The sequence below is a fragment of the Rhizobium sp. 01T417 genome (genome assembly GCF_056398905.1).
Map to the genome: position 1 here is coordinate 68,104 of NZ_JBFTQH010000016.1, position 23,580 is coordinate 91,683.

The following is a 23,580-nucleotide window of genomic DNA, read 5'->3' on the forward strand; positions in this document are numbered from 1 at the left end:
ATGAGCGATATCGCAGAACGCGTAAAGAAAATTGTTATTGATCATCTTGGCGTCGACGCCGACAAGGTTGTTGAAAGCGCCAGCTTTATCGACGATCTGGGCGCTGACTCGCTCGACACCGTCGAACTGGTCATGGCGTTCGAAGAAGAATTCGGCGTTGAGATTCCGGACGACGCTGCAGACTCGATCCTGACGGTCGGCGATGCCGTGAAGTTTATCGAAAAGGCTCAGGCTTAATCCTRAGCGATTGAGAAAAGGGCGGACCCGGAGTCCGCCCTTTTTATTTCTGGCATGGTTCTCCAAGAACATAAAAGGCGGGGGAATGCAGTCGATGAGACGGGTCGTCATAACAGGTACCGGCATGGTATCACCCTTGGGATGCGGAACAGAAGTGACGTGGTCCCGCTTGCTTGCGGGTCAGAACGGCGCCCGCCTTGTCACTGAATTCGAAGTCGACGATCTGCCCGCAAAGATTGCCTGCCGCATTCCGGTTGGTGACGGCAGCAACGGCACCTTCAACGCCGACGACTGGATGGAGCCTAAGGAACAGCGCAAGGTTGATCCGTTTATCATCTACGGCATGGCCGCCGCTGATATGGCGCTTAAAGATGCGAACTGGCACCCCGAGAGCGATGAGGACCAGGTTGCGACCGGCGTCTTGATCGGCTCCGGCATTGGCGGCATCGAGGGCATTGTCGAAGCAGGCTATACGCTGCGCGACAAGGGCCCGCGCCGCATTTCGCCCTTCTTCATTCCTGGCCGTCTGATCAACCTCGTATCCGGACAGGTGTCGATCCGCCACAAGCTGCGCGGGCCGAACCACTCGGTGGTCACGGCATGCTCGACTGGCGCTCACGCGATCGGTGACGCTGCCCGTCTCATCGCGTTCGGCGATGCGGACGTCATGGTTGCTGGCGGCACCGAGTCCCCGGTCAGCCGCATCTCGCTCGCCGGCTTTGCCGCCTGCAAGGCGCTCTCCACCCAGCACAACGACGATCCGACCAAAGCGTCGCGCCCCTATGACAAGGACCGTGATGGGTTCGTCATGGGTGAGGGGGCCGGTATCGTCGTTCTCGAAGAGCTGGAACATGCCAAGGCGCGCGGCGCCAAGATCTATGCCGAAGTGGTCGGCTATGGCCTCTCGGGCGATGCCTATCACATCACGGCTCCGTCCGAGGACGGTGAAGGCGCGCAGCGCTGCATGACGATGGCGTTGAAGCGAGCCGGCTTGACCGCTGCCGATATCGACTACATCAACGCGCATGGCACGTCGACGATGGCCGACACGATCGAGCTCGGCGCGGTGGAGCGTCTGGTTGGTAATGCAGCCTCCAAGATCTCGATGTCGTCGACGAAGTCCGCGACCGGTCATCTGCTCGGTGCTGCCGGCGCGATCGAGGCCATCTTCGCAACGCTTGCGATCCGGGACAATGTCGCGCCTCCGACGCTCAACCTCGACAATCCTGAGCGCGAGACCGCGATCGACCTCGTCCCGCACAAGGCCAGGCAGCGGGAAATCAACGTCGCCCTGTCGAATTCCTTCGGATTCGGCGGCACGAATGCCTCGCTGGTGCTGCGCCGCTACGTCGCCTGAGTTCAGGCGTTGACGTTCTGGCGGTGGGGCTGCACCTTGCGCGGCGTGGCCCCACCTGCATTTTGCCGCATTGCTTAGCAAGAAGCGGGACTTGAGGCCAAGTTTAGAGGATTGCCGGTGAACGATACGAACCAAAACAACGGGACGATCGGCGAGGAGAGCCAGCAGACGCAGAGTGGGCCGATCATTCCCAAGTCGCCAAGCGAGGCGCTGCGGCCGGAACGCGTGCCCGAGCCGCCGAAGCGCTCGAAGAAAGCGCGCAGCCAGGTTATCATTTTCCTGAACTTCCTGATGACGCTGGTCGTCCTCGGCTGCGCAGCCGCTGTCTTCCTCTTCTACTACGCGATCTCGGCCTACCAAGATCCTGGTCCGCTGGAAACGAATACGAACTTCATCGTGCGAAATGGTGCCGGCGTTGCTGAAATTGCCGCGAGCCTTGAACGAAACAACATCGTCTCGGATGCCCGTATCTTCCGCTACCTCACGGCAACCCACCTTGATGATGGCGAGAGCCTCAAGGCGGGTGAGTACGAAATCAAGGCACATGCTTCCATGAACGACATCATGGAACTGCTGAAATCCGGGAAGTCGATCCTGTATTCCGTCGCCTTCCCCGAGGGCCTCACCGTCCGCCAGATGTTCAATCGCCTGAACGAGGATGCCGTGCTGGAAGGCGATCTCCCGGCTGTCGTCCCCGCAGAGGGAAGCCTCCGCCCGGATACCTACAAGTTCTCGCGCGGCACGAAGCGGGTCGAAATCATCGGGCAGATGGCTGCGGCCCAGCAGAAGCTGGTCGAGCAGGTTTGGGACAAGCGCGACCCGTCGCTGCAACTCAAGTCAAAGGACGAACTGGTCGTCCTCGCCTCGATCGTCGAGAAGGAGACTGGCGTTCCCGATGAGCGTGCCCACGTGGCTTCCGTCTTCCTTAACCGGCTGGGCAAGGGGATGCGCCTTCAATCAGATCCGACAATCATCTACGGGTTGTTCGGCGGCGACGGAAAGCCGACGGATCGCCCGATCTATCAGTCGGACCTGAAGAAGGAAACGCCCTACAACACCTACGTGATCAAGGGGCTTCCCCCGACGCCGATCGCCAATCCGGGCCGTGATGCGCTGGAGGCTGTCGCCAATCCGTGGAAGACGCAGGATCTGTATTTCGTCGCCGATGGCTCCGGCGGGCACGTTTTTGCAGCCACTCTTGAGGAGCATAACGCGAACGTCAAGCGCTGGCGCCAACTGGAAGCCGCCAAGGGAGCCGATCCCAATATTGCGGTCGACGGACAGCCCGAGAGCCAGACGCAGCCGGACACACCTGCCGCGCCTGCTGCCCAAAAGAAAAAGAAGACGAACTGATTTTTGGAGGCTCGCATGGCTTTGCAGTCCATGACCGGTTTTGCGCGGCGAGAAGGCACGAGCGGCCGTTGGCGTTGGGCTTGGGAGTTGCGTTCGGTCAACGGCAAGGGCCTTGACCTGCGCTTGCGCTTCCCGCCGGGGCTGGAGCGTATGGAGAGCGACGTGCGTCGCCTTGCCGGCGAGCGCTTCAGCCGAGGCAATATGCAGGCGTCGCTTTCCGTCTCTGCCGGTGAGAGCCGCATTGAAACCGTCCTCAATCAGGAAGCGCTTTCCGCTGTGCTCGCCTTGCGCGATCAGCTTGGCGGCATCATCGATCCCGCGCCGTTGCAGCTGGATACATTGCTCGCCATCCGGGGTATCATCGAATTCCGCGAGAGCGAGGACGGTGATGAAGCGATCGCCGCCCGCGATTCCGATATTGTGGAAGGCCTGATCGCAGCTCTCGCCGACCTACGGCACATGCGCGAGACGGAAGGTGCCGCTCTGTCGCGCGTACTTCTCGACCATGTGGCCACTATCGAGGGATTGACAGAGGTGATCGAGCGTGACCCCTCCCGCTCTCCGCAGGAGATCTCGACGAGATTGGCCGCGCAGGTCGCATTGCTGATGGATGGATCGGGAAAGCTGGATCGCGACCGGCTGCATGCGGAAGCTGCTCTGCTCGCCACCAAGGCGGATCTCCGTGAAGAGATCGATCGCCTGAAAGCGCATGTGGTTGCCGCTCGCGACCTGCTCGGCAAGGGCGGCCCGGTCGGGCGTAAGCTGGATTTCCTTGCACAGGAATTTAACCGAGAATCGAATACTATCTGCTCGAAGTCGAATGCCGCGGCAATCACCGCCGCCGGCATCGAACTGAAAGTCGTCATCGACCAGTTCCGCGAGCAGGTCCAGAATCTGGAGTGATACATGAGCCCGGCCCAGTCGAGCACACCCACCAAAATCGCCCGGCGCGGGCTGATGCTTGTCCTGTCCTCGCCCTCGGGCGCAGGCAAGTCGACAATTGCTGGCAACCTTCTCCGAGACGACCACAGCCTCGAAATCTCTGTCAGCGTTACGACCAGGGCCAAGCGGCCGAGCGAGATTGCCGGCAAGCATTATCACTTTATCACTGTACCGCAGTTCGAGAGGATGCGCGACTCAGGCGATCTGCTCGAATGGGCGGAGGTTCACGGCAACTTTTACGGCACGCCGCGCGAGCCCGTGGAATCGGCCATGGCCGAAGGTCGCGACATGCTGTTCGATATCGACTGGCAGGGTGCCTTGCAGCTTCAGGACAAGATGAAGGCCGATATCGTTTCGATCTTCGTGCTGCCGCCCACCATGACCGAACTGCAGTCTCGCTTGCATCGCCGGGCCGAGGATTCGGAAGAGGTCATTCGTACGCGGCTTTTGAATTCGCGCGCGGAGATCGAACGCTGGCGCGAATACGACTATGTCATCGTCAACGACGATCTCGATGAGGCTTTTCGCAATGTGAGCTGCATCGTCAATGCCGAACGCGTCCGCCGCGACCGGCGTTACGGCTTGTTCGATTTCGTCAACGGGCTGCTGACTGAAGAGCCGAACCTTTAGGACCTGCACGGTCGATGCAATGGTGCTTGCGGCTAGATCAACTGACCGGGCCGATATGCTGTCACGCGATTCACTATCCTGGAAAGTCGGCGTGCCCTAAGCGAACGCTGGCTAGAGGCAATTCGCCAGTCGAACAAACTCTTCGACTGAAAGCGTTTCGGCCCGTCGTTGCGGGTCGATATCCGCCTTCTTCAACAAGACTTCGCCCCCCAGCGGCTTTAGGCTCTGCCGCAGCATCTTGCGTCGCTGGCCGAAGGCGGCATGCGTGACCTTCTCCAGATCGGCGACCGAGCAGGGGATCGGGCTTTGCTTTGGGGTCAGATGAACGACAGTCGACGTTACTTTCGGCGGCGGCGTGAAAGCTTGCGGCGGAATGTCAAACGCCATCCGTGCGTTCGTACGCCATCCGCAAAGCACGCCAAGACGTCCATAGTGGTCGTCGTCTTCGGCCGCAACGACGCGCTCTCCCACTTCCTTCTGAAACATCAGCGTCAGCGAGTCCCAGAAAGGAGGCCACTGCTTCGGCAGGATCCAATTGACCAGCAGCTGCGTGCCGACATTGTAGGGCAGGTTGGCAATGATCTTCACCGGTCCCTCGGGCGTCAGAGCTTCGAAGTCCGTCTTCAGCGCATCGCCTTCGATGACCTCGAGCCTCCCCGGATAGTGATCCGCGATTTCCGAAAGCGCGGGTAAACAGCGAGAATCACGCTCGACGGCGATCACCTTCTTTGCACCCAATGCCAGAATGGCGCGCGTCAGGCCGCCGGGACCCGGACCGACCTCAAAAACCGTGGCTCCTTCCAAGGAGCCGGCTGTGCGAGCAACCTTCTGCGTCAGGTTGAGATCGAGCARGAAGTTCTGSCCGAGCGCCTTGCGCGCRTCGAGGCCRTGGCGCTGRATRACMTCGCGAAGSGGCGGCAGCCCATCCAAGGCAGCCATCAACGATGCCCTTCTGTGGTGCGTCCGAGGTGACCGGCGAGCTTCAGCGCCGCGACGAGACTGTTTTCACGCGCAAGGCCCTTGCCGGCGATCCCGAAGGCGGTGCCGTGATCGGGCGAGGTGCGCACAAAGGGCAATCCCAGCGTGACGTTGACAGCGTCGTCGAAGCCAAGTGCCTTGGCCGGTATCAGGGCCTGGTCGTGATACATGCAGATCGCAACGTCGTAACGCGCTCTGGCGTCGTCGTGGAACATCGTATCGGCAGGCAGCGGACCGATTGCGTTTATCCCCTCGGATCTCAGGAATTGGATGGCCGGTTTGATGACCGTTTCATCCTCTTTGCCGATCGCACCGTCTTCTCCGGCGTGTGGATTGAGACCGGCTATCGCGAGCCGGGGTTGCTCGATCCCGAAGCGACGCCTGAGATCGGCATCAGCAATCCGGCAAGTCTCGATGATGAGATCGGCCGTCAGTGCATGAGGCACATCCTTGAGCGGAATATGAATTGTAACAGGAATGGTGCGGAGCTTCGGACCCGCGAGCATCATCACCGGCATCCCCGCCTGTCCAGTCGCACGTGCGGCGAGATCGGCCAGAAACTCAGTGTGTCCGGGGAAGGGAAAGCCGGATTCGTAGAGAACGGACTTGGCGATCGGGTTGGTGACGACGCCGAGGGCTTCGCCACTCATTGTCAGCGAGACAGCTCTTTCGATCGCGGCGATCGTGCTCTTTGCCGTCGCCACATGCGGCTCACCCGCTACAACGTCGATACCTGCGGCAATGGGGAGCACGGGGAGGGCATCTGCAAAGACATCATTGGCGTTGGTGCAATCGGTCTCGCGAATGGCGATCGTCAAGCCTAGGAGCTTGGCACGCGATGCCAGCACATCAGGGTCGCCAATGAACACGAACGGAGGCAGACCCAGCTCCCTGCGCCGCATCCAGGCCAGAAGTGTGACATCGGGGCCGACGCCGGCCGGATCGCCCTGGCTGAGAGCAAGCGGGCGCGAGAACGAGAGTGTCATCTTGCTCAGGGACGCATGATCTGCGCCTTCTTGCGCAGCTCTTCCATATATTTCTGGGCGTTCGGATTTTCCGGAGGGGCGTTCTTCCCTGCCTTCGCCTTATCAAGGTCTTCCTGGCGGAACACCATTTCGGCGGCTTGGTCATCAGAAACCTGGCGCTGGCTGCAGATGGCGATGTATTCGACACCTCTGTCGGTCACGCGCGTGGCGGTCGTGTTGCCCTTTGCCTGCTCGACAAGCGGCTTCCATTCGGCCGGAAGTTCCGGTGCAAGAACGCGACCAAGGTCACGGACTGACACGTCAAGCATCGTTGCTGCGAAGACCTTTGCCTGGTCACAACCCGGATACTTCGCGCGAGACGCCTCGGCTTCGCTCTTGCGTTTGCCGACGATGCCCTTCTTGTTGGCGGGAACGACGAAGATCATCTGCTGCAGAATATATTCGGTGGTTTCCGGCTTCTGCTTGTTCTCCATCATGCGGGCAACAAGGTCGGAATTCGACATGCGATTGCTCGAACCGTAGCGGGCATTGACAAGGCGCGGCCAGCTCATCTGCACGGCAATGAAAGCCTTGAAATGATCAACACCGACGCCGGCGCGTTCGAGAATTTGCGTCATCTGGTCCGTCGTCAACTTGTTGCCGCTCGCGAACCGCGCGAACGATGCGTTGACGTCGTCCTTGGAAACCGACATGCGGACGCGGGAAATTTCCTGCTGCTTCAGCGTCTGTTCGATCAGCTGTTCTTCCGCTGCTTTCGCATCAGCCTTTTGATGCTGCAGGCGCAGGAATGCCTGGCGCTTGGCGATGTCACCGCTGGTGATTGCTGTTCCGTTGACGACAACTCTGACTTCGCTTGCAGCAACAGCTGAGCCGGCCTGCGGCGAGGCAAAAGCCGCCAGCATCGCGAAAGTCGCACCGGCAATCATCGTCCTTACGGTTCTTCTTGCGCCAATCATCTATCGACCCTTCCCATTGACGCCGCGCACTCACGTCGCGGCGCGCATACCTTCCCGAGACACACGGGCATTACCGCTGCAAATTGAAAATTCAGCATATGCCTTAGATCTCAACTGGCGACAATGTCCTGCATAGTCTTACGGCGAAAGAAAGGCCCTTTCTTTCGCCGTATTACAGAACTGACAGTTAATTCTGGTAGATGGTTGGGCTGGCATCTATGGGCGTGCCGAGATTGATGTCGCCCAGCGTCCGGAAGGTCAACCTCGCCCCGATACTCCAGTCGCTCGCGGTTTCCGCGGTGGTATCGCGCTTGTCGATATATGCGATCGTGAAGATGGTGCATTCGTCTTCATAGGTAAGGCCGATTGTCTTCCTGACAACAGTGTTGTCCTGAAGGTCCCAAGCGACGCCGCCAAATACCGTCCAATAATCCTTGAACTTAACAGCAGCCTTGGCCTGGATCTCATCATTGTCCTCGGCGAAGCCGTATTCCGGCTGCGCCGAGACATGCGTGTAGATCATCTGACCTTGGAAATTGTCGGTCTGGTAACCGGCCGTCAAATCGCCACGACGGAAATCCAGGTCCTTGTCGTCAATCCGATAGGAAGCTGCAAGGGCAACGCCCTGTGGCGTTTCGATCCCGCCGAGTCCGACGAAGTCGGAGACGTCCGTTTCGAGGCCGGAGTCGGCGCCGACGTTTACCAGATCAGCCGTGTCAAAGGAGTTTTGGCCGCCGAGCTGGTAGGATTGGCCGAAGATACCGTGCAGCTTGTAGCCGTTGTCAAACGTACCGGTGTACTGGAAGCCGACATTGGCGCGCGTGCCACCTTCGATACGGTCGTAGCCGGAGAACTTATCACGCTCGAAAAGATTGGTCGCATCGAACACGAAGCTCTGCGCATCTTCGTTCGGAAGAGAGCCGGCAAGCCGTTCGTCGGGCCGTGCATAAAGCTGAACAATCGGTTCGAACAGGTGTGTGCTGTTCGCGGTCGTACCGAGGATCGGGTAGCGCATTTCCAACCCTGCGGTAAACATCGAACGCGTCGCTGCATTACCGTCGTCGTAATTGCCGTCATAGACAAAGGTGCCGGAGGTCGGCGGCGGCGTCATGTTCAACGCCAAGGCATCGCCGCGGGCTGCAAGCAGCGGAGTGATCAAGAAGCCCTGAGGCGTGACAAAGGTCCGCTTCCATTCCAGTTCGCCCGTCAGGCGAGATGTCTGGCCCTCAAGGCCGCGGAACCGATCAAAGCCTGCGACGCTATAAAAGTCGTCGTGCGTGCGCGACAGGTTCGTGAAGTTGACATCGGCAGATAGTTCACCTCCGGCGAGCGGCTGCGGCGCCACGAAGTGATAGTCCATCACCGGGTAAACGATTGCCTGCTGCTTCTCGGCGATATCATTCGGATCGGCGTTCTGAACGTCGAAATAGAACGAGCGCAGATCGAAATAATTCCGCTTGCCGAGACCCGTCAGGTAAACTTGGTTGGTATGTGTACTTTCGTCCAGACCCTTCAGGTTATAGGTGCGAGCGAAGTTGTTGTCACTCTGAACCATCACGTCCCAACCAAACGCCCATCGCGGGTTGATTTGGAAGGCCCCCTTCGACGCTACGACACCGCGGAAGTCATTTTCGGCATCGCTAGTGCCGGGCGTAAAGGTCCCCGGGCTGAGCTGGTCGATACCGGCCACGCGCAAGGTGTGCGTGCCGTTCTCGAATCTCTGGCGGAATTCCGCGTCCGCCAGGAAACCCTGGGTGGTGTAACCCGTGCCGGTCACCGTGACGTCGCTGCTCGGCGAAATGACGTAATAGTACGGGACAGAAAGGCCGAAGCCGAGATTCTGCGATGCGCTAAAGGTCGGGAAAAGGAAGCCGGACTTCCGCTTCACGGTATTGTCGGGGACCTCGATCCACGGAACGTAGGCGAGCGGGTGGCCAAGGAGCTCGAAGCGCGCCTTTTCAAGGCGAATCGTATGCTTGACGCCGTCCTGAATGACGCGTTCAGCCTTTACCTGCCAGAAGGGAGGTCGTTCCGGTCTTTCAGCGCAAGGCAAACAGGCGGTATAGACGCCCCTGTTCAGGATCATTTGCGTGCCCCCAACACGCTGGCCGGTTTCGGCAACCAGGCGCGTATTGTCGGGGGTCTCAATTCGGAGCGCGTTTACGAACCCGTTGGCAAAATCGTCGGTGATGTCAATCTTGTCACCGTACATGCGGTTGCCGTCGGGGGCGATCAACTCCACGTTGCCGAGCGCCATCAGGCGGCGGGTCTGCTGATTGTACTCGACGCGTTGCGCCACCAATCTGTAGCCGGCGTAGTTAATCTGTACACCGCCGATGGCCGAAACGATCTGCGCGTCCTTGTTGTAGACGAGTTCGTTTGCCGACAGAATCAGCTTCTGGTCGGCGGACACGTTCGGCCTCAAGCCTTGCAGGGCATCCTGGGCGAAAGCAGCAGGAAAGCCATTCGAATAGGTAGACAGGGCCGCGCCTAGGAGCAGGGCAACCAACTGTTTACTAAGAGTCTTGCGGTCGCCTGCCGCCACTAGCCATCCTCCTGATGAAGCAGAATTGTTGCACCCAAAGCCAAGGCAACAATGACCGGAATCCACGTTGCCACGAAAGGCGGGACAACCCCACTGCTTCCGAATGCTTTTACAAGCACGGTGACCACATAAAGCACGAAGCCCGACAGGATTCCACCCAGAATCACCGACCTCGACTGGTTGAACCGGCTAAATTTTAGGGACACTGTTGCAGCAATGAGAGTCATTGCGACAAGCAACAGTGGTTGGGACAACAACGAATGAAATTGGGTCTCAAGCGCCTTGGTCGGAATCCCGAAGGATCTCGCCGCGTCAATTCGGCTCGAGAGATCAAAAAAGCCAATAGTTTCAGGGGCTGTCAGCCTCTGCTGGATGAAATCCTGTTTCAAATTGGTGCTTACGCGCACCTCATCGAGCCGTGTGGCGACTTCGCCCGGACGACGCTCGACAACGTTCTTAAGAAGCCAGTAACCATCTTCCAATTTTGCCGACGCGGCGTCCTGTCTCAGGATGATGTGATCGGACGAATCGAAATGCACGAACACGGCGTTCATAAGCAGCGTGCCGTTTTCGAGAATCGTATTCGCTCCGATGATCACGTCGTCCCCGCCGCTGATCTGGCGAATCCACGGAACTTGCGGCGCGGCGTTCGACCCTGAGACTTCTCCACGCCAGTTGCTCTCGATGACGGCAGCCTGACGTTGCCCCCAGGCTGCCAGCGGGTTGAGGACGGTCATGACCAGGACGCCGAGCAAAAAAGCGCCTGCGAGGAAGGGAGACATGAACTGCCAAACCGAGATGCCGGCAGCACGCGTCACGACCAGTTCGTATTTTCGGTTGAGCCCGATTAGAACGGTCATGCCCACAAAGAGGGCAATGAAGGGCACGGTCTGCTGCAAGATGAGCGGCAGACGCACCGCCGTCATCGCGAGCCCGCCGGTCACGGTGTAGCCGGGAAGACCGGAGAGTCGGCCAGCGGTCTCGCTGAAATCAACGAGGTAGACGATGCCAATCACGCCGAGAAAGAACCACATTGTGGTCAGCAGGTATCGACGGAAGAAGTAACGGCCGAGTGTCCCGAGAATCATGCGCTGCCTCCGGCGGAGGGATCTGCCGACCGACCAAAGCGTCGCGACAGTCTCTGCCAAGAGGCGGAGATTCGGTCGCTCATCGCGGACACGACCGACAGGCGCTTGTGGTGCGACAGAGATGCGATTGCCAAAAGGCTGGCGACCACGGGAATCGCATAGAGCACGCCGATATACTCTGGATCCGTGTCGATCTGGTTGGCGGCGTAGAACGACGCCCAACGAATACCGAACGCGAAGATGAGCGCCGCGACCATGGGGTGCAACCGTGCTTCGCGGTGGGAGCGAGCATCACCGGCGATCGCGAGCGAAATCAGCGCAAACACCATCGGAAGAACCCAATCCGTCATGCGGCGGTGCAATTCGGCACGATAACTACCGGGTCTGGCGATGTAATCCTTGTCGTTCGGATCCGGATTGAAGAGGAACGCAAGCTCGCGGTCGGATGCGCGAAGAGTCGCCTGACCGCGGTTTTGGGTCAGATCGGACAGGTCGAAGGAGTAGGAATCGAAACGAATGACGGAGACTTCACCGGTTTGCGTTTTGCGGTGAACCTCGCCATCATGCATGATGAGTGACGTGCCCTTCTCGTCAACGGCGCCTTCACGTGCGTAGTAGATAAGCTCGAATGCGGGGTCGCGCTCATCGACGACGAACAAGCCCTTGAGCACGCGTCCGGCCAATCTCTCGGATATCTGTACGTAGAGGCCGGTGTCGATGCGGCGGAAGTTCTTCTCTTCAATCACGGTCGAGAGCAGATCCGCATAGGCAGCGGCCACCATCTGGCGAACCCCCGTCTTGGCCTTCGGCTCGACGACGTTGTCCACCAGAAACGAAAAGATGCTAATGACGGCGGCGAGGATGAGGATCGGGCGCAGGATAATGCTGCGCTTGGCGCCAGCCGCGTCGATGACGGTCAGCTCCGAATCGTTGTTCATTGTCGTCAGGGTCTGCGTCACACCGATGACAAGTGCGAACGGCAGCACGATCGGAATGATCGACGGTAGAATCAGCGTTGCCAGCTTGGCGAACGATCCCATCGACTGGCCGCTGTCGGTTACGAGATTGACGCGCTGCAGGACCTGAGTCGTCCAAATGATCGCGAGCACCGGCAACAGGGCAACGAGAAACATCTGGCCAACGCGCCGGAGTATGTATGTTTCAAGCAGTTTCATTAATGCCCTTGAACGCCATTTGCGAACCAATGCCGCTACGCAGCGAAATCCATCTACGCTGTTTGGGTCTCTTTTGCGACAAGCTGGAGTCGAAAATTCATTCAAATTTCAGATTTTTTTTTGCCCTGTGGCGAATCGGTAAGCGCAAGAAGACCTGCAAAGACAACAACGGACGAAAGCCAACCCAGGATGACGTCTGAAAGGTAGTGCGCGCCAAATGCAAGACGCATGGCAGGTGTCAGAAAGGCGATCGCTGTGAGGGGGAGGGCAAGCGCGAAGCGCGCCGGCTGTGGTATCAGGAAAATCAGACAGAAAACCCAGCCGGCGCCTGCCGCTTCGCCGGAAATGAAAGAGCAGTTCGATACGCATTTTCCGATCATGGAGCCCGCCTGCACGAAGTCGAGGTGGCCACCAAAATCCAGCGTTTGGGACGGTCGCGGTCTACCCCAGTATGTCTTGAGAATGAGATTGGCGAGGATCACGGGGCCGATCATCAGCGACGTGAGCGCAATCTTGAAGGAGCGGGCGCGCGCGAGGTTGAAAGTGGATCCGCAGTGCCCGTAGCACTCCAAAAGTTTCCACAAGAGGACGATGGCGATGAGGTAGGGAAGCCGGAAGAACAGCGTTCTCAGGAACCCGAGATAAGCCTCGTGCCGGTAGGGAAAGTAGCCGCAGTTTTTTCCGAATGTGGCTGGAGTGCTGCATGCCTCGCGCACAAAGAAATGCGCTGATGCGTAGACATCGATCTGCGGAAAGCCATTGAACAGCAGAAGCAGCAGCCACCACAGACAGAAAAGACCTATAAACACACGTGCGGGATCGCTGTCGGGCATTGGTATGCGCCAAGACGTCCTGGTCCCTGCAGGCATCAAAAGGGAAAGCAATTCGGAATTCCTGTGGACTCAATTCCGCGGGAGGAATATGCGCCGAAGATGACATCCCTTTAACGGGTTGGCGGTTAGTCAGGCCGCCACGGCCTCATCCCGAAGACTTGTTTTTGGGGGTGAAACCCGAAATGATCGGATAGAGCGGATTTAGGACAATCCCACTGGAGAAGACATGTCAGCCAAGTTCGATATCTCATTTGCAAGCTCCACCGAGATCGCCGGTGGCTACGCGGTCCTCCTGCAGGCAAGCGGAGCGGATCTTGCCGCCGGGGGCAAGCTTGCGGATCCCGCTGGCGTCATCGCGAGAGCCGCAAAGATCGCCGGCTTCTCCGCCAAGGCGACGACTGTGCTGGATCTCGTTGCGCCCGAGAGGTCCGCGGCTGAGCGGCTTATCGTCGTAGGACTCGGCAAACCTGAAGAGCTGACCGCTCACGATTGGCTGAAGGCTGGCGGCGTCGCCGCATCCAAGATCAAGAAGGCCGAAAAGGTCGCAATCTTCGTCGATGCGCCGGGTGCCGGCGTCGGAGCGAAGGAAGCGGCGGATTTTGCGCTTGGAATGCTTTTGCGCGCCTATAGCTTCGATACCTACAAGACCAAGAAGAAGGACGAGGACGGCAATGGCCGGAACGGGCAGGTGCCGATCAAGATCGTTACCGCCAAAGCGACAGAGGCGGCAGAAGCCTTCAAGCTCTCGGAAGCCGTTGCGGCGGGCGTTAACCTGGCCCGCGATCTTGTGAACGAGCCGCCGAATGTTCTGGGTCCGGTGGAGTTTGCCGCCAAGGCAAGCGAGTTGCAGAAACTTGGGGTCGAGGTGGAAATCCTCACCGAGAAGGAAATGCAAAAGCTTGGCATGGGCGCCCTGCTGGGCGTGGCACAAGGCTCGGTCCGGCCCCCGCGTCTGGCGGTCATGCAGTGGAAGGGCGGCAAGAGCGGCGAGAGCCCGATCGCCTTCATCGGCAAGGGCGTGGTCTTTGATACCGGCGGCATTTCGATCAAGCCCGCTGCCGGCATGGAAGAAATGAAGGGTGACATGGGCGGTGCTGCCGCTGTCACCGGCTTGATGCACGTCCTCGCTGCCCGCAAGGCAGCCGTGAACGCGGTCGGCATCATCGGTCTGGTCGAAAATATGCCCGACGGAAACGCGCAGCGTCCCGGCGACATCGTTACCTCGATGTCGGGCCAGACGATCGAGATCATCAATACCGATGCTGAAGGCCGGCTCGTTCTGTGTGACGCGTTGTGGTATTGCAACGATCGCTTCAAGCCGAAATTCATGATCAATCTGGCAACATTGACCGGCGCTATCCTTGTTGCGCTCGGCAATGTTCACGCCGGTCTGTTCTCGAATGACGATGAGCTCTGCGCGCAGCTGACCGCTGCCGGCCTGACAAGCAGCGAAAAGCTGTGGCGCATGCCGCTCGGCAAGGAGTACGACAAGCTGATCGACAGCAAGTTCGCCGACATGAAGAACTCCGGCGGCCGTCATGCGGGATCGATCACCGCCGCTCATTTCCTGAAGCGATTCGTGCAGGAAACGCCTTGGGCACACCTCGACATCGCAGGAACGGCAATGGGCTCGCCGCAGGATGAGATCAATCAGTCCTGGGGTTCCGGTTACGGCGTACGCCTGCTCGATGAGCTGGTGCGTGCCAACTACGAGTCATGACGGAAGTTCTGTTTTACCATCTGACGGAATCCAAGCTGGAGGATGCCCTCCCGCCGTTGCTCGAGAAAAGCGTCGAGCGCGGCTGGCGGGTCGCGGTGCAGTTGAAAGACGCTGCGCGACGCGACCTGCTCGATCAGCATCTCTGGACATTTCGCGAAGATAGCTTCCTGCCGCATGGCACGGATGAGGGGGACCTGGCGGCAGATCAGCCGGTTCTCCTTACGGTTTCCGAAGGGAATTCCAACGCGGCGACGGTACGATTTATCGTCGATGGCGCTGAGCCGCCGCTGGTCGAGCCTTATAGCCGCATCGTCTTCATGTTCGATGGTTACGACCAGGCGCAGCTCGAAGGGGCTCGCGCGCAATGGAAGAAGCTGAAAGGCGAGGGACATAACCTCACCTATTGGCAACAGACCCCGGAAGGGCGCTGGGAAAAAAAAGCATGAAAAAGCCCGCTTCAAGCGGTCCGCTTCAAGCGGGCTTTTTCATTTGAAATCAATCGTGGAAGGCGTCGACGAACTTGCGCCTGCCGAGCATGAAGGCATCGGCAACGTGGCGAAGCGGCGCCAGATCGACGTCGGATTTGCCGGCTTTGACAATTTCCGCAAAGCGCCGGTAAAGCGCGGGGTACTCTTCCTCGGGCGCCGAAAACTTCAGCTCGCCATTGATCGACAGCTTGGAGCCGCCTTCCGCAAGGTCCACATGGCCGGCTTCGGTTTCCGCGAGGATGTCCCAGCTCTGCTTGCCGGTCTGACGCCAGTCGAATTCGGCATGAACCGGCACGCCGTCAGCGTTCTGGAAGTGCAGATCCGCGGCGATCGGCGCATCGCGATTTTCCGGGAATTCGAGCGTTGCGCCTGTCAGGAAGATCGCCTTTGGGAGGATGTGGGTAACGATCGAAAGGGCGTTGATGCCCGGGTCGAAGACGCCAAGGCCGCCGGCTTGCCAGATCCAGTCCTGGTTCGGATGCCAGTGGCGAACGTCTTCCTTCCAGATGACATGAACGCTCTTGATCGTCGTCGACGCGAGGAAGGACTTCGTGGCTTCGACAGCTGCTGCGTAGCGGGAATGCCAGCTCGCAAACAGCGAAACGCCCTTGCTGGCCGCCAGCTTTTCGAGATCGGCCACTTCGCTTAGAGTCGCGCCCGGAGGCTTTTCGAGGAACACATGCTTGGCGGCGGAAAGCGCCTTGTGCGCTGCCTCGTAGCGATACTGCGGCGGCATGCAGAGCGAAACGGCATCGATCGCCGGAACGGCGTCGAGCATTGCATCGATCGTCGTGAAGCTCTGGATGCCTTCGACGGTGCCGTGGCGACTCGCCGTTGCAACGAGCTTGAAGTCCGGATTCTTTGCAATCGAGGGGAGGTGCTGGTCGCGGACGATCTTGCCGACGCCAACGATGGCGAGGTTGATAGGTGACATGCTGGTGCTCGCGTTCGGTGTTTCGCTCAAAAGTATGATTTATTTTGCGCCTGTTTTAGCAGAAAGAAACCGGGGGGCAAGCGTCGATAGGCCCGTCAGATGGACGCCATTTCGGCCGGTGCCGTCGGCTTCTTGAACTGCAGCGTTACGACCTTATACCCCTCGGCCTCAAGGGTTGAAAGGAGCGTCGGCAGCATTGTCGCCGTGCGATTGTGGATGTCGTGCATGAGGATGATGCCGCGGCCCCGCTTGTGCAGCAGGTCCATCGTCCGCTTGGTGACGGCGGCTGGCGATGTATTGAAGTAGTCCTTGCTGTCGACGTCCACATCCATCACCACCATATCGCGCATTGCCACGGCGCCACGAAGCTTCTGGCTATCGGCAAGGTATGGAAAGCGAAAGAAGTTGACGTCGCCGCCGGTCGCCTTGGTCACGGCGGCCTCGCCGCGTGTGATTTCCTTCATGGCCATGTCGAAGGTCAGCGTCGCCAGGTTCTCGTGCTGGTAGGTGTGGCTGCCGATCGCGTTGCCTTCAGACGCGATCTTGCGGGCAAGCTCCGGATGTCGTTCCGCCATTTCGCCGACCATCATGAAGGCGCCCTTGACGCCGAAGTGGTCCAGTGTCGCGAGGACACGGTCCGTGCGGCCGGGGATCGGACCGTCATCGAAGCTGAGGATGACCTCCTTGTCCTGGAGGTGCAGGTCATGAATGGACGCGACGATGAGTGCTCGACCGGCGAGGTGATGCAGGCGGCTGTCGCTCGACATTTGGGGCAGGGCAGCATCGGTCCCCGTTGCCGGGCTGCCTTCAGGCGCGACGATGGAGGAGGTGGTCATTGTGGTGTCAGGCGCAGGATGCCTGGTGGATTGGCAGCCGGCCAGGGCCATGCTCAAGATGGCACCGGAAATGAGGGCAAAGCGATGCATAAAAGGGCTCAACAAATCAGTAATGAAAGTTGAGGCAACCTTGATGATTATGGTTAACGATCGGTTTCGATCGCCCCGGAACGCGTCGAATCGTGCTCAACCCGACAAGCTTCCAGCCATACCTGTGGCTATCCTGCCATCGCTTCTTCGTATTCGGAGGAAAGCTCCAGCCACTGCTCCTCGGCGGCGGTGAGCTTTGCTGCAGCCTCGCCACGTTGCTTGGCCTTTTCCGCAGCCTTCGCAGGCGCCTTTTCGTAAAGCAGCGGATCCGCAAGTTCTGCATCAAGCGCCTGAATCAATTTCTCCAGCTTGCCGGTCAAGGATTCGATTTCGTTGATCTTTTTCTTGAGCGGCGCCAGCGAAGCGCGCTTCTCGGCATTGAGCTTGCGCTGGTCGGCCCTCGAGGCGGGTTCTTCAGCAAGCTGTGGTTTCTCGTCCTTCTTCTTGCCCGATGCGACAACGAGATCGCGGTACTCGTCCATATCGCCTTCGAAGGTCGTGACGGTGCCCTTGTTGACGAGCCACAGCCGATCGACGGTTGCCTCGATAAGGTGGCGGTCGTGCGAAATGAGAATGACCGCGCCCTCGTAATCGTTCAGCGCCTCGATGAGCGCCCGACGGCTGTCGATGTCGAGGTGGTTGGTCGGTTCGTCGAGGATCAGGAGGTTGGGCGCGTGGAAAGCCGCGAGCCCCATCAGCAGGCGCGCCTTCTCCCCGCCGGAAAGATCCTTGGCCGCGGTGGACATCTTTTCGGTCGCAAGACCCATCTGAGCGACTCGGGCCCGCACCTTCGCTTCCGGCGCGTCGAGCATCAAACGGCGCACGTGATCAACCGGCGACTGGTCCGGAATTAGATCGTCGAGCTGGTGCTGCGCGAAAAAGCCGATCTTCAGGTTCGGCGCGAGCTTGACCTCGCCCGCCTCCGCCGACATGCGACCGGAAATGAATTTCGCGAAGGTGGATTTGCCGTTGCCATTGGAGCCGAGCAGCGCGATGCGATCGTCATTGTCGATCCGCAGATTAAGGCCCTTCAGGATAGGTTTGCCGGGCTCGTAGCCAACAGCGCCGCCGCTGATAGCCACGATCGGGGAGGCAGGTTGCTTTTCCGGCTCGGGGAAGGTGATCGGCTGTACGTGGTCTTCGATGACGGCAGCCACCGTTCCCATGCGCTCCAACGCCTTGACGCGGCTCTGCGCCTGGCGTGCCTTGGAGGCCTTTGCCTTGAAGCGGTCGATGAAGCTCTGCAGGTGTTTGCGCGCCGCCTCGTTCTTGGCTCGCGCCTTCGTCTGCAACTCGTCCGCTTCGGCCTTCTGCCGTTCAAACTGGTCGTATCCGCCGCGATAGAAGGTCAGCTTCTTCTGATCGAGATGGACGATCGAGTTGACGGCGTTGTTCAGCAGGTCGCGGTCGTGGCTGATGACGATGACGGTGTGCGGATATCGGCGCACGTAATCCTCGAGCCACAGTGTGCCTTCGAGGTCGAGGTAGTTGGTCGGCTCGTCGAGGAGCAGCAGGTCGGGCTCGGAAAACAGCACCGCGGCGAGGGCAACACGCATCCGCCAGCCGCCCGAGAAGGACGACGCCGGACGCGATTGCGCCTCCTGGTCGAACCCGAGGCCAGCGAGGATGCTGGCAGCACGCGCTTCCGCGGAATGGGCGTCGATATCCACCAGCCGCATCTGGATTTCAGCGATGCGATGCGGATCGGTGGCGCTTTCCGCCTCCGCCAGCAAGGCTGAGCGCTCCTTGTCGGCTGCCAGTACGATTTCGATCAGCGCGTCTTCCGTTCCCGGTGCTTCCTGAGCGACCTGTCCGATGCGTGCATTCTTCGGGATCGACACGGAACCGCTTTCCGCGGCTACATCGCCGGTGATCACTCGAAACAGTGTGGATTTGCCGGCGCCATTCCGACCGACAAGACCGGCCTTCGTGCCGGCTGGCAGCGAAACGCTGGCGTGATCGAGAAGCAGGCGGCCGGCAATACGTGCGGAGATATCGGAAATCGTGATCATGGCCGGCGTTTTGGCCGAAAGCCGCGATCAGCGCAAGAGCCTCCGGCTCAGCGACCGAAGGCTTGCACGGGCTGCCGTCGATTTGACTGAGCGGCGTGAAGGGCAACGCGTGCATTTGCCTGCAGCTGCGATGCCGTCGTTGCGTCGGCGCTTAGAGCAATGCCGAGCGAAATCGTAAGGCCCGAGGGGGCAGCGTTGTCGGATGCCGCGAATGTCATGTGATCTTCTACCGACGCTCGGAGGCGATCGGCAATCGCCAGAGCTTCCTGCATCCCGACATTGGCGAACAGGAAGGCGAACTCGTCACCATCGGTGCGCGCAACAAGATCGTTCTTCTTGATCGACTTGCGCAAGAGATCCGCGAGCTTCTTCAGGAGGCGCGTGCCGATCTGTGTGCCGTAGCGGCTGTTGAATGCCTTGAAGTCGTCGACGTCGACCATGATGAGGGCGCTGCCGGCAGCACCTTCCTCCCGGTCGTAGAGATCGGCGATCGCCTTATTGAGGGCGATGCGGTTTGGGATCCCTGTGAGCTTGTCGGTGACCGACGCGGAATGAGCAGCAGCGATACCAAGCTCGATTGCTTCAAGGCGTTCGACGTCGCTCTTCAGCCGGGCCCCGATCTCCTTTTCCGAAGCGAGCACGTTTGAGAGGGAGGTCGACAGATACTCCATCTCGCTCATGAAGGAGCCGAGGCTTTGGTCAGGTTTTCCTGCAATGGATTGCAATGCTGTTTCTGCAGCGCGCAGGAATGCCTGCTTCTGGCGCAAGCTGTCCGAAAGTCGGTCCGCCGCGTCGCGCAGCATCCTGCTTGTCTCTGCATGCGAGATTTCGCTTGAGAGACCGCAATGGCTGACGAGCCGATACTTCAGGCCGATTTCATCGAGCGAGGCTTGCCGCGGGCTTGGCCCGAGCGCCGCGATGTCCTGTGCTAGGGCAGCGTTCTGGCCGATGATCGCCTCGTACAGGAGTTCGTAGTTGCGCGGCAGGCCGGCAATCGCGAGCCGTGTCATATGCTGGGCGATCCGCTGAATATCGGTGGGGGCGGCGGCCGGGCGCGGTGCGGCTTCTCGTTGTACCTGTGAGTTTGGCGCAGTTCGCATGACGTTCCCCTCGTGCCGACTGTGGCGCCGGCGGTTGGCTTCTCTATGCAACTACCGCGCTAAAAATAGCTTAAATTCGGTCGTTTGTAGTTGAATTGTGGCGCTGAACAGTGAAACGCGGTTAATGGAGCGTATCCATCTGACATTTACTGTCCTGGCGGACGTTGGATGTTGGTTGTAGCGGAACCGGTATCGTGTGGCGAAGCGCGTGTTGGAGACGTTGCTATCAGTCGACGAGGGGCAATCGTTACATGACAGGCGCGTGAAATTGCCCATGCCCACTTGTTTTCAGGCTATCGGGCGGGTAAACACCGCCCACTTTTCCCACGAAATAAAGGAATTTGACCCATGGCGATTGAACGCACTTTCTCGATGATCAAGCCGGACGCAACGAAGCGCAACCTGACGGGCGCTATTACCAAGATGCTCGAAGATGCCGGCCTGCGTGTCGTCGCCTCCAAGCGCGTCTGGATGAGCAAGCGGGAAGCTGAAGGCTTCTACGCCGTTCACAAGGAACGCCCGTTCTTCGGCGAACTCGTTGAAACCATGACCTCCGGCCCGACCGTCGTTCAGGTTCTGGAAGGCGAAGGTGCCATCCTCAAGAACCGCGAAGTCATGGGTGCGACCAACCCGGCAAACGCTGACGAAGGCACGATCCGTAAGGTTCACGCCCTTTCGATCGGCGAAAACTCGGTTCACGGCTCGGACGCTCCGGAAACCGCTGCCCAGGAAATCAAGTACTGGTTCTCCGACACCGAAATCGTCGGCTGATTCAGGCTCTCAGCGAAACCGCTGAAGCTTTTGAATTGACTGAAAGCCGGGGCTTTGCTCCGGCTTTTCTACGTTGAAGGACAGGTTGCGGCAGTATCGTAGTCCACGGTGCCGTCAGGTTTGAAAACCTCGGGGTTCTTCGTATAGAGCGGCCCAACGACGAGGGGCTTGCCGGGCATGACCGACTGATCGAGGCTGGAGATCACCTCGGTCTTCAGGCTCTGCAAGGTTTCGCCCCTGGCATCGACGAGGCGAACGTTCACCGCGTAAGGCTTATCCTTCTTGACGCAATGAAGTGCGGGGCTCTGCAGCGTGATCTTGTCCCAGAACGGATAGATCTTTTCGTTTGTGACCAGCACGTCACCGCCCGCCGGGTTCTCGAACTCCGCGATGGCGACGGTGCCTTCCGGTATCGGCGCCTTCTTGTTCAGGGTCACGACATAGGTCGCGACCGCGATCCTGTAGTTGAAAACGAAGACGCGACCGCTGATCTCGACCAGCTTGTCGGTCTCTCGCTGGCATCCCGTCAGCATTGCGGCTGCAACGGAAACGGCCATCAACAGCGCTTTCATGGCGCTTCCTCCTCTTTCCTGCGGCGATAGTGGCGGCTCGCCTTGGCGCGATTGCCGCACACCGCCATGTCGCACCAGGCGCGACTTCTGTTCTTGCTCCGGTCGATGAAGAGCCAGCCGCAGTTGCGGCAGATCTTCATGCGCTCGGGATCCGGCATCGCGATCAGCCGCAACACCGAATGGGCTGTTGCCGCATCAAGGCCGTTTGCTCCATTGGCGCCACGCAACGTGCGCGCCAGCGCTTCCAGAAGATCGGCGAGCAGCCGGTCATCGGTTTCGCCTGAAACACGAGTCCGGAAATACCTGTCCGTCGCCTCGCGCAACTCCAGAAAGTTTCTTTTGTTCTGTGGGGCCGGAGCGGCCATGTCGCCGAAGAGCGCCCGCTCAGCGCAGAATTCCGCCGCTGCCTGCGGAAAGGCTTCCAGTTGAGCGGGTGCTTCGAAACGGTCGATCCGTCGCGCCCCGTCATGGCGAAGCACGACGCTGTTGGCGACATCCAGCGCCAATGCGCCTCCGGAAAAGCGGTGTGGGGTCCAGGCAAAGCTCATGATGAAAATATAACTGGTAAAATAAGTTTTGCTAGTTATGATTTAAGCAATCAGGAGCTTTTGATGGCCTATCTGCTGCAGCAATTGGCGAACGCGGTACCGCTGGCTGCGCTCTATGGTGCGCTTGCCTTTGGCTACGCCGTCGCCTTCGGGGTCACTAAGCGTGCGGACATCACCTATGGCGCGATCTTCGCGTTCTCGGGCCAGATTCTCCTGCTTTTCACGGATCTTGGCTACAACAGGCTCTGGTTGATCCTGCCGGCTGCGCTGGCGCTGGGGGCTCTGTTCTCGCTCATCTATTCGATGCTGGCCTCGGTCTGGATTGGCCGTTCCATCATGCTGCCGCTGGTTCGCCAGTCGTCGAACACCGTGATCGTCGCGGCGCTCGGCATCACCATCGTGCTGATGGAGACGGCGAGGCTCGCATCCGACACCAAGAGCCTATGGCTTTCGCCGTTCCTGAACAGCGTCGTCGTCTTCTGGAATGACGGGGCGTTTAAGGTGACGCTCACTGAGATCCAGCTGATCAATACCGCATTGATGTGCGCCATGATCGCGCTCGGCGTTGCCGTCATGAGGCTGACCTCCTGGGGCCGCGTCTGGCGGGCCGTGACCGACGATCCCCTGGCCGCAGAATTATGTGGCACCAGCGCCGATCGCGTCTTTCTCGTCGCCTACGCGGCGGCTGCCCTGATCGCCACGGCATGCGGCATTCTTGCGACCTTCTATTACGGCACGATGGATTTCGGTGCTGGCCTGATGTTCGGCCTCAAGGTGCTGATGGTGGCAGCCGTCGGCGGATATTCAGATCCGTTGAAGTCGGCCGGCGGTGCCGCCGGTCTCGGTGTCGCGGAGACGATGTGGAGCGCTTACGGCCCTTATCTCTGGCGTGACCTTGTGGTGTTCTCGCTGCTCGTGCTTCTTCTCGTCCTCAGCCGGAGGGAGCGGGCGATACCCTGACTATTTCCATTTGTCGCGGGCAGCGTCATCCGCATCCTTGGCCGCGACCCATCCGCCCGTCGAACCATCCTTGCCGTGCTCCTTCTTCCAGAAGGGAGCGGCTGTCTTCAGATAGTCCATCACGAAGTTCGCGCCATCGAACGCGGCCTGCCGATGCGGCGCCGCGGCGATGACAAGCACGATATTCTCCCGTGCGGCGATCTTGCCGTAACGGTGGATGGCGGTCAGCCCGAGGAGCCCGAAGCGCTCGATCGCAAGGTTGGCGATCCGGCTCATCTCGGCCTCGGCCATGCCCGGATAGTGTTCGAGTTCGAGTGCTGCAAGCTTGCCGCCTTCGTCACGGCACAGGCCCGAGAATGTGACGATCGCGCCGATGCCGCTGGTTTGCGTACTGAGCCGATCGACTTCCGCCTGAAGGTCGAAGTCCTCGCGTTGGACGCGAATATAAGGCTCGACCTTGCTGCTCACT

The 23,580-nt window shown here is 59.6% G+C and carries 23 protein-coding genes; 9 read left to right on the plus strand and 14 right to left on the minus strand.

The genetic code is table 11. From position 1 onward, the window contains the following. From AC1DPR_RS17165 to gmk, 5 genes are all read left to right on the plus strand, one after another. A complete protein-coding gene (locus tag AC1DPR_RS17165; RefSeq protein WP_003547058.1) occupies positions 1–237 on the plus strand; it encodes an acyl carrier protein in 237 nt (78 codons plus the stop codon). Positions 238–331: 94 nt separating this feature from the next. Beyond that, complete coding sequence (gene fabF, locus AC1DPR_RS17170; protein WP_026371806.1) at positions 332–1,594, plus strand: beta-ketoacyl-ACP synthase II; 1,263 nt, start codon at positions 332–334, stop codon at positions 1,592–1,594. A gap of 111 nt (positions 1,595–1,705) precedes the next feature. Then, on the plus strand, positions 1,706–2,947 hold the full coding sequence (gene mltG / locus AC1DPR_RS17175; protein ID WP_425349845.1) for an endolytic transglycosylase MltG: 1,242 nt from the start codon (positions 1,706–1,708) through the stop codon (positions 2,945–2,947). 15 nt (positions 2,948–2,962) lie between these two features. After that, positions 2,963–3,850: a YicC/YloC family endoribonuclease gene (locus AC1DPR_RS17180; protein ID WP_018116251.1), complete on the plus strand. Its 888-nt coding sequence runs from the start codon at positions 2,963–2,965 to the stop codon at positions 3,848–3,850. A gap of 3 nt (positions 3,851–3,853) precedes the next feature. Then, positions 3,854–4,519: a guanylate kinase gene (gene gmk / locus AC1DPR_RS17185; protein WP_018116250.1), complete on the plus strand. Its 666-nt coding sequence runs from the start codon at positions 3,854–3,856 to the stop codon at positions 4,517–4,519. 111 nt (positions 4,520–4,630) lie between these two features. On the opposite strand, the gene rsmA is transcribed toward gmk, so the two are convergent. The 7 genes from rsmA to AC1DPR_RS17220 all read right to left on the minus strand — a co-directional run bounded on the left by rsmA (position 4,631) and on the right by AC1DPR_RS17220 (position 13,080). After that, positions 4,631–5,458: a 16S rRNA (adenine(1518)-N(6)/adenine(1519)-N(6))-dimethyltransferase RsmA gene (gene rsmA, locus AC1DPR_RS17190; RefSeq protein ID WP_477816804.1), complete on the minus strand. Its 828-nt coding sequence runs from the start codon at positions 5,456–5,458 to the stop codon at positions 4,631–4,633. Further along, positions 5,458–6,483 (minus strand): 4-hydroxythreonine-4-phosphate dehydrogenase PdxA, encoded by a 1,026-nt coding sequence (gene pdxA, locus AC1DPR_RS17195; RefSeq protein ID WP_113470716.1) that lies wholly within the window; start codon positions 6,481–6,483, stop codon positions 5,458–5,460. Before pdxA ends, rsmA begins: the two co-directional genes overlap by 1 nt. A gap of 5 nt (positions 6,484–6,488) precedes the next feature. After that, entirely contained in the window at positions 6,489–7,439 is a 951-nt protein-coding gene (locus AC1DPR_RS17200; protein WP_113470717.1) for a peptidylprolyl isomerase, read from the minus strand. Positions 7,440–7,626: 187 nt separating this feature from the next. After that, on the minus strand, positions 7,627–9,984 hold the full coding sequence (locus tag AC1DPR_RS17205; RefSeq protein ID WP_113470718.1) for an LPS-assembly protein LptD: 2,358 nt from the start codon (positions 9,982–9,984) through the stop codon (positions 7,627–7,629). Then, the gene (lptG, locus tag AC1DPR_RS17210) at positions 9,984–11,072 is read right to left on the minus strand and encodes an LPS export ABC transporter permease LptG (RefSeq protein ID WP_018116849.1); all 1,089 of its coding nucleotides are present in this window, start codon (positions 11,070–11,072) and stop codon (positions 9,984–9,986) included. Before lptG ends, AC1DPR_RS17205 begins: the two co-directional genes overlap by 1 nt. After that, positions 11,069–12,247 (minus strand): LPS export ABC transporter permease LptF, encoded by a 1,179-nt coding sequence (gene lptF, locus AC1DPR_RS17215; RefSeq protein WP_025659817.1) that lies wholly within the window; start codon positions 12,245–12,247, stop codon positions 11,069–11,071. The genes lptG and lptF overlap by 4 nt, the downstream gene beginning before the upstream one ends. 101 nt (positions 12,248–12,348) lie before the next feature. Further along, a complete protein-coding gene (locus AC1DPR_RS17220) occupies positions 12,349–13,080 on the minus strand; it encodes a phosphatase PAP2 family protein (RefSeq protein WP_018857364.1) in 732 nt (243 codons plus the stop codon). Positions 13,081–13,306: 226 nt separating this feature from the next. Here AC1DPR_RS17220 and AC1DPR_RS17225 point away from each other — a divergent pair, with 226 nt between their 5' ends. After that, positions 13,307–14,800 (plus strand): leucyl aminopeptidase, encoded by a 1,494-nt coding sequence (locus tag AC1DPR_RS17225; protein WP_018857363.1) that lies wholly within the window; start codon positions 13,307–13,309, stop codon positions 14,798–14,800. Continuing rightward, positions 14,797–15,246 carry a DNA polymerase III subunit chi gene (locus tag AC1DPR_RS17230; protein WP_113470719.1) on the plus strand — a complete coding sequence of 150 codons (450 nt, stop codon included), beginning with the start codon at positions 14,797–14,799 and terminating at the stop codon, positions 15,244–15,246. The genes AC1DPR_RS17225 and AC1DPR_RS17230 overlap by 4 nt, the downstream gene beginning before the upstream one ends. A gap of 49 nt (positions 15,247–15,295) precedes the next feature. On the opposite strand, the gene AC1DPR_RS17235 is transcribed toward AC1DPR_RS17230, so the two are convergent. The 4 genes from AC1DPR_RS17235 to AC1DPR_RS17250 all read right to left on the minus strand — a co-directional run bounded on the left by AC1DPR_RS17235 (position 15,296) and on the right by AC1DPR_RS17250 (position 20,260). Continuing rightward, positions 15,296–16,222 (minus strand): Gfo/Idh/MocA family protein, encoded by a 927-nt coding sequence (locus tag AC1DPR_RS17235; RefSeq protein WP_113470720.1) that lies wholly within the window; start codon positions 16,220–16,222, stop codon positions 15,296–15,298. Positions 16,223–16,317: 95 nt separating this feature from the next. Continuing rightward, positions 16,318–17,148: a polysaccharide deacetylase family protein gene (locus AC1DPR_RS17240; protein WP_018859160.1), complete on the minus strand. Its 831-nt coding sequence runs from the start codon at positions 17,146–17,148 to the stop codon at positions 16,318–16,320. 128 nt (positions 17,149–17,276) lie between these two features. After that, complete coding sequence (locus AC1DPR_RS17245; protein WP_029792495.1) at positions 17,277–19,160, minus strand: ABC-F family ATP-binding cassette domain-containing protein; 1,884 nt, start codon at positions 19,158–19,160, stop codon at positions 17,277–17,279. A 47-nt stretch (positions 19,161–19,207) separates the two neighbouring features. Continuing rightward, on the minus strand, positions 19,208–20,260 hold the full coding sequence (locus tag AC1DPR_RS17250) for a GGDEF domain-containing protein (protein ID WP_477816805.1): 1,053 nt from the start codon (positions 20,258–20,260) through the stop codon (positions 19,208–19,210). A gap of 348 nt (positions 20,261–20,608) precedes the next feature. Here AC1DPR_RS17250 and ndk point away from each other — a divergent pair, with 348 nt between their 5' ends. After that, positions 20,609–21,031, plus strand: a complete 423-nt coding sequence (gene ndk, locus AC1DPR_RS17255) for a nucleoside-diphosphate kinase (RefSeq protein WP_018116857.1) — start codon at positions 20,609–20,611, stop codon at positions 21,029–21,031. 68 nt (positions 21,032–21,099) lie between these two features. Here the strand turns inward: ndk and AC1DPR_RS17260 are convergent, their stop codons facing one another. Together AC1DPR_RS17260 and AC1DPR_RS17265 are read right to left on the minus strand one after the other, a co-directional pair. Continuing rightward, the gene (locus AC1DPR_RS17260; protein WP_018859163.1) at positions 21,100–21,603 is read right to left on the minus strand and encodes a hypothetical protein; all 504 of its coding nucleotides are present in this window, start codon (positions 21,601–21,603) and stop codon (positions 21,100–21,102) included. Then, a complete protein-coding gene (locus tag AC1DPR_RS17265) occupies positions 21,600–22,151 on the minus strand; it encodes a CGNR zinc finger domain-containing protein (protein ID WP_029792498.1) in 552 nt (183 codons plus the stop codon). The genes AC1DPR_RS17260 and AC1DPR_RS17265 overlap by 4 nt, the downstream gene beginning before the upstream one ends. 63 nt (positions 22,152–22,214) lie before the next feature. On the opposite strand from AC1DPR_RS17265, the gene AC1DPR_RS17270 reads away from it, so the two are divergent. Further along, positions 22,215–23,111, plus strand: a complete 897-nt coding sequence (locus tag AC1DPR_RS17270) for a branched-chain amino acid ABC transporter permease (protein ID WP_018859165.1) — start codon at positions 22,215–22,217, stop codon at positions 23,109–23,111. Here the strand turns inward: AC1DPR_RS17270 and AC1DPR_RS17275 are convergent, their stop codons facing one another. Then, complete coding sequence (locus tag AC1DPR_RS17275; protein ID WP_018859166.1) at positions 23,112–23,579, minus strand: molybdenum cofactor biosynthesis protein MoaE; 468 nt, start codon at positions 23,577–23,579, stop codon at positions 23,112–23,114. Position 23,580: the final 1 nt, after the last annotated feature.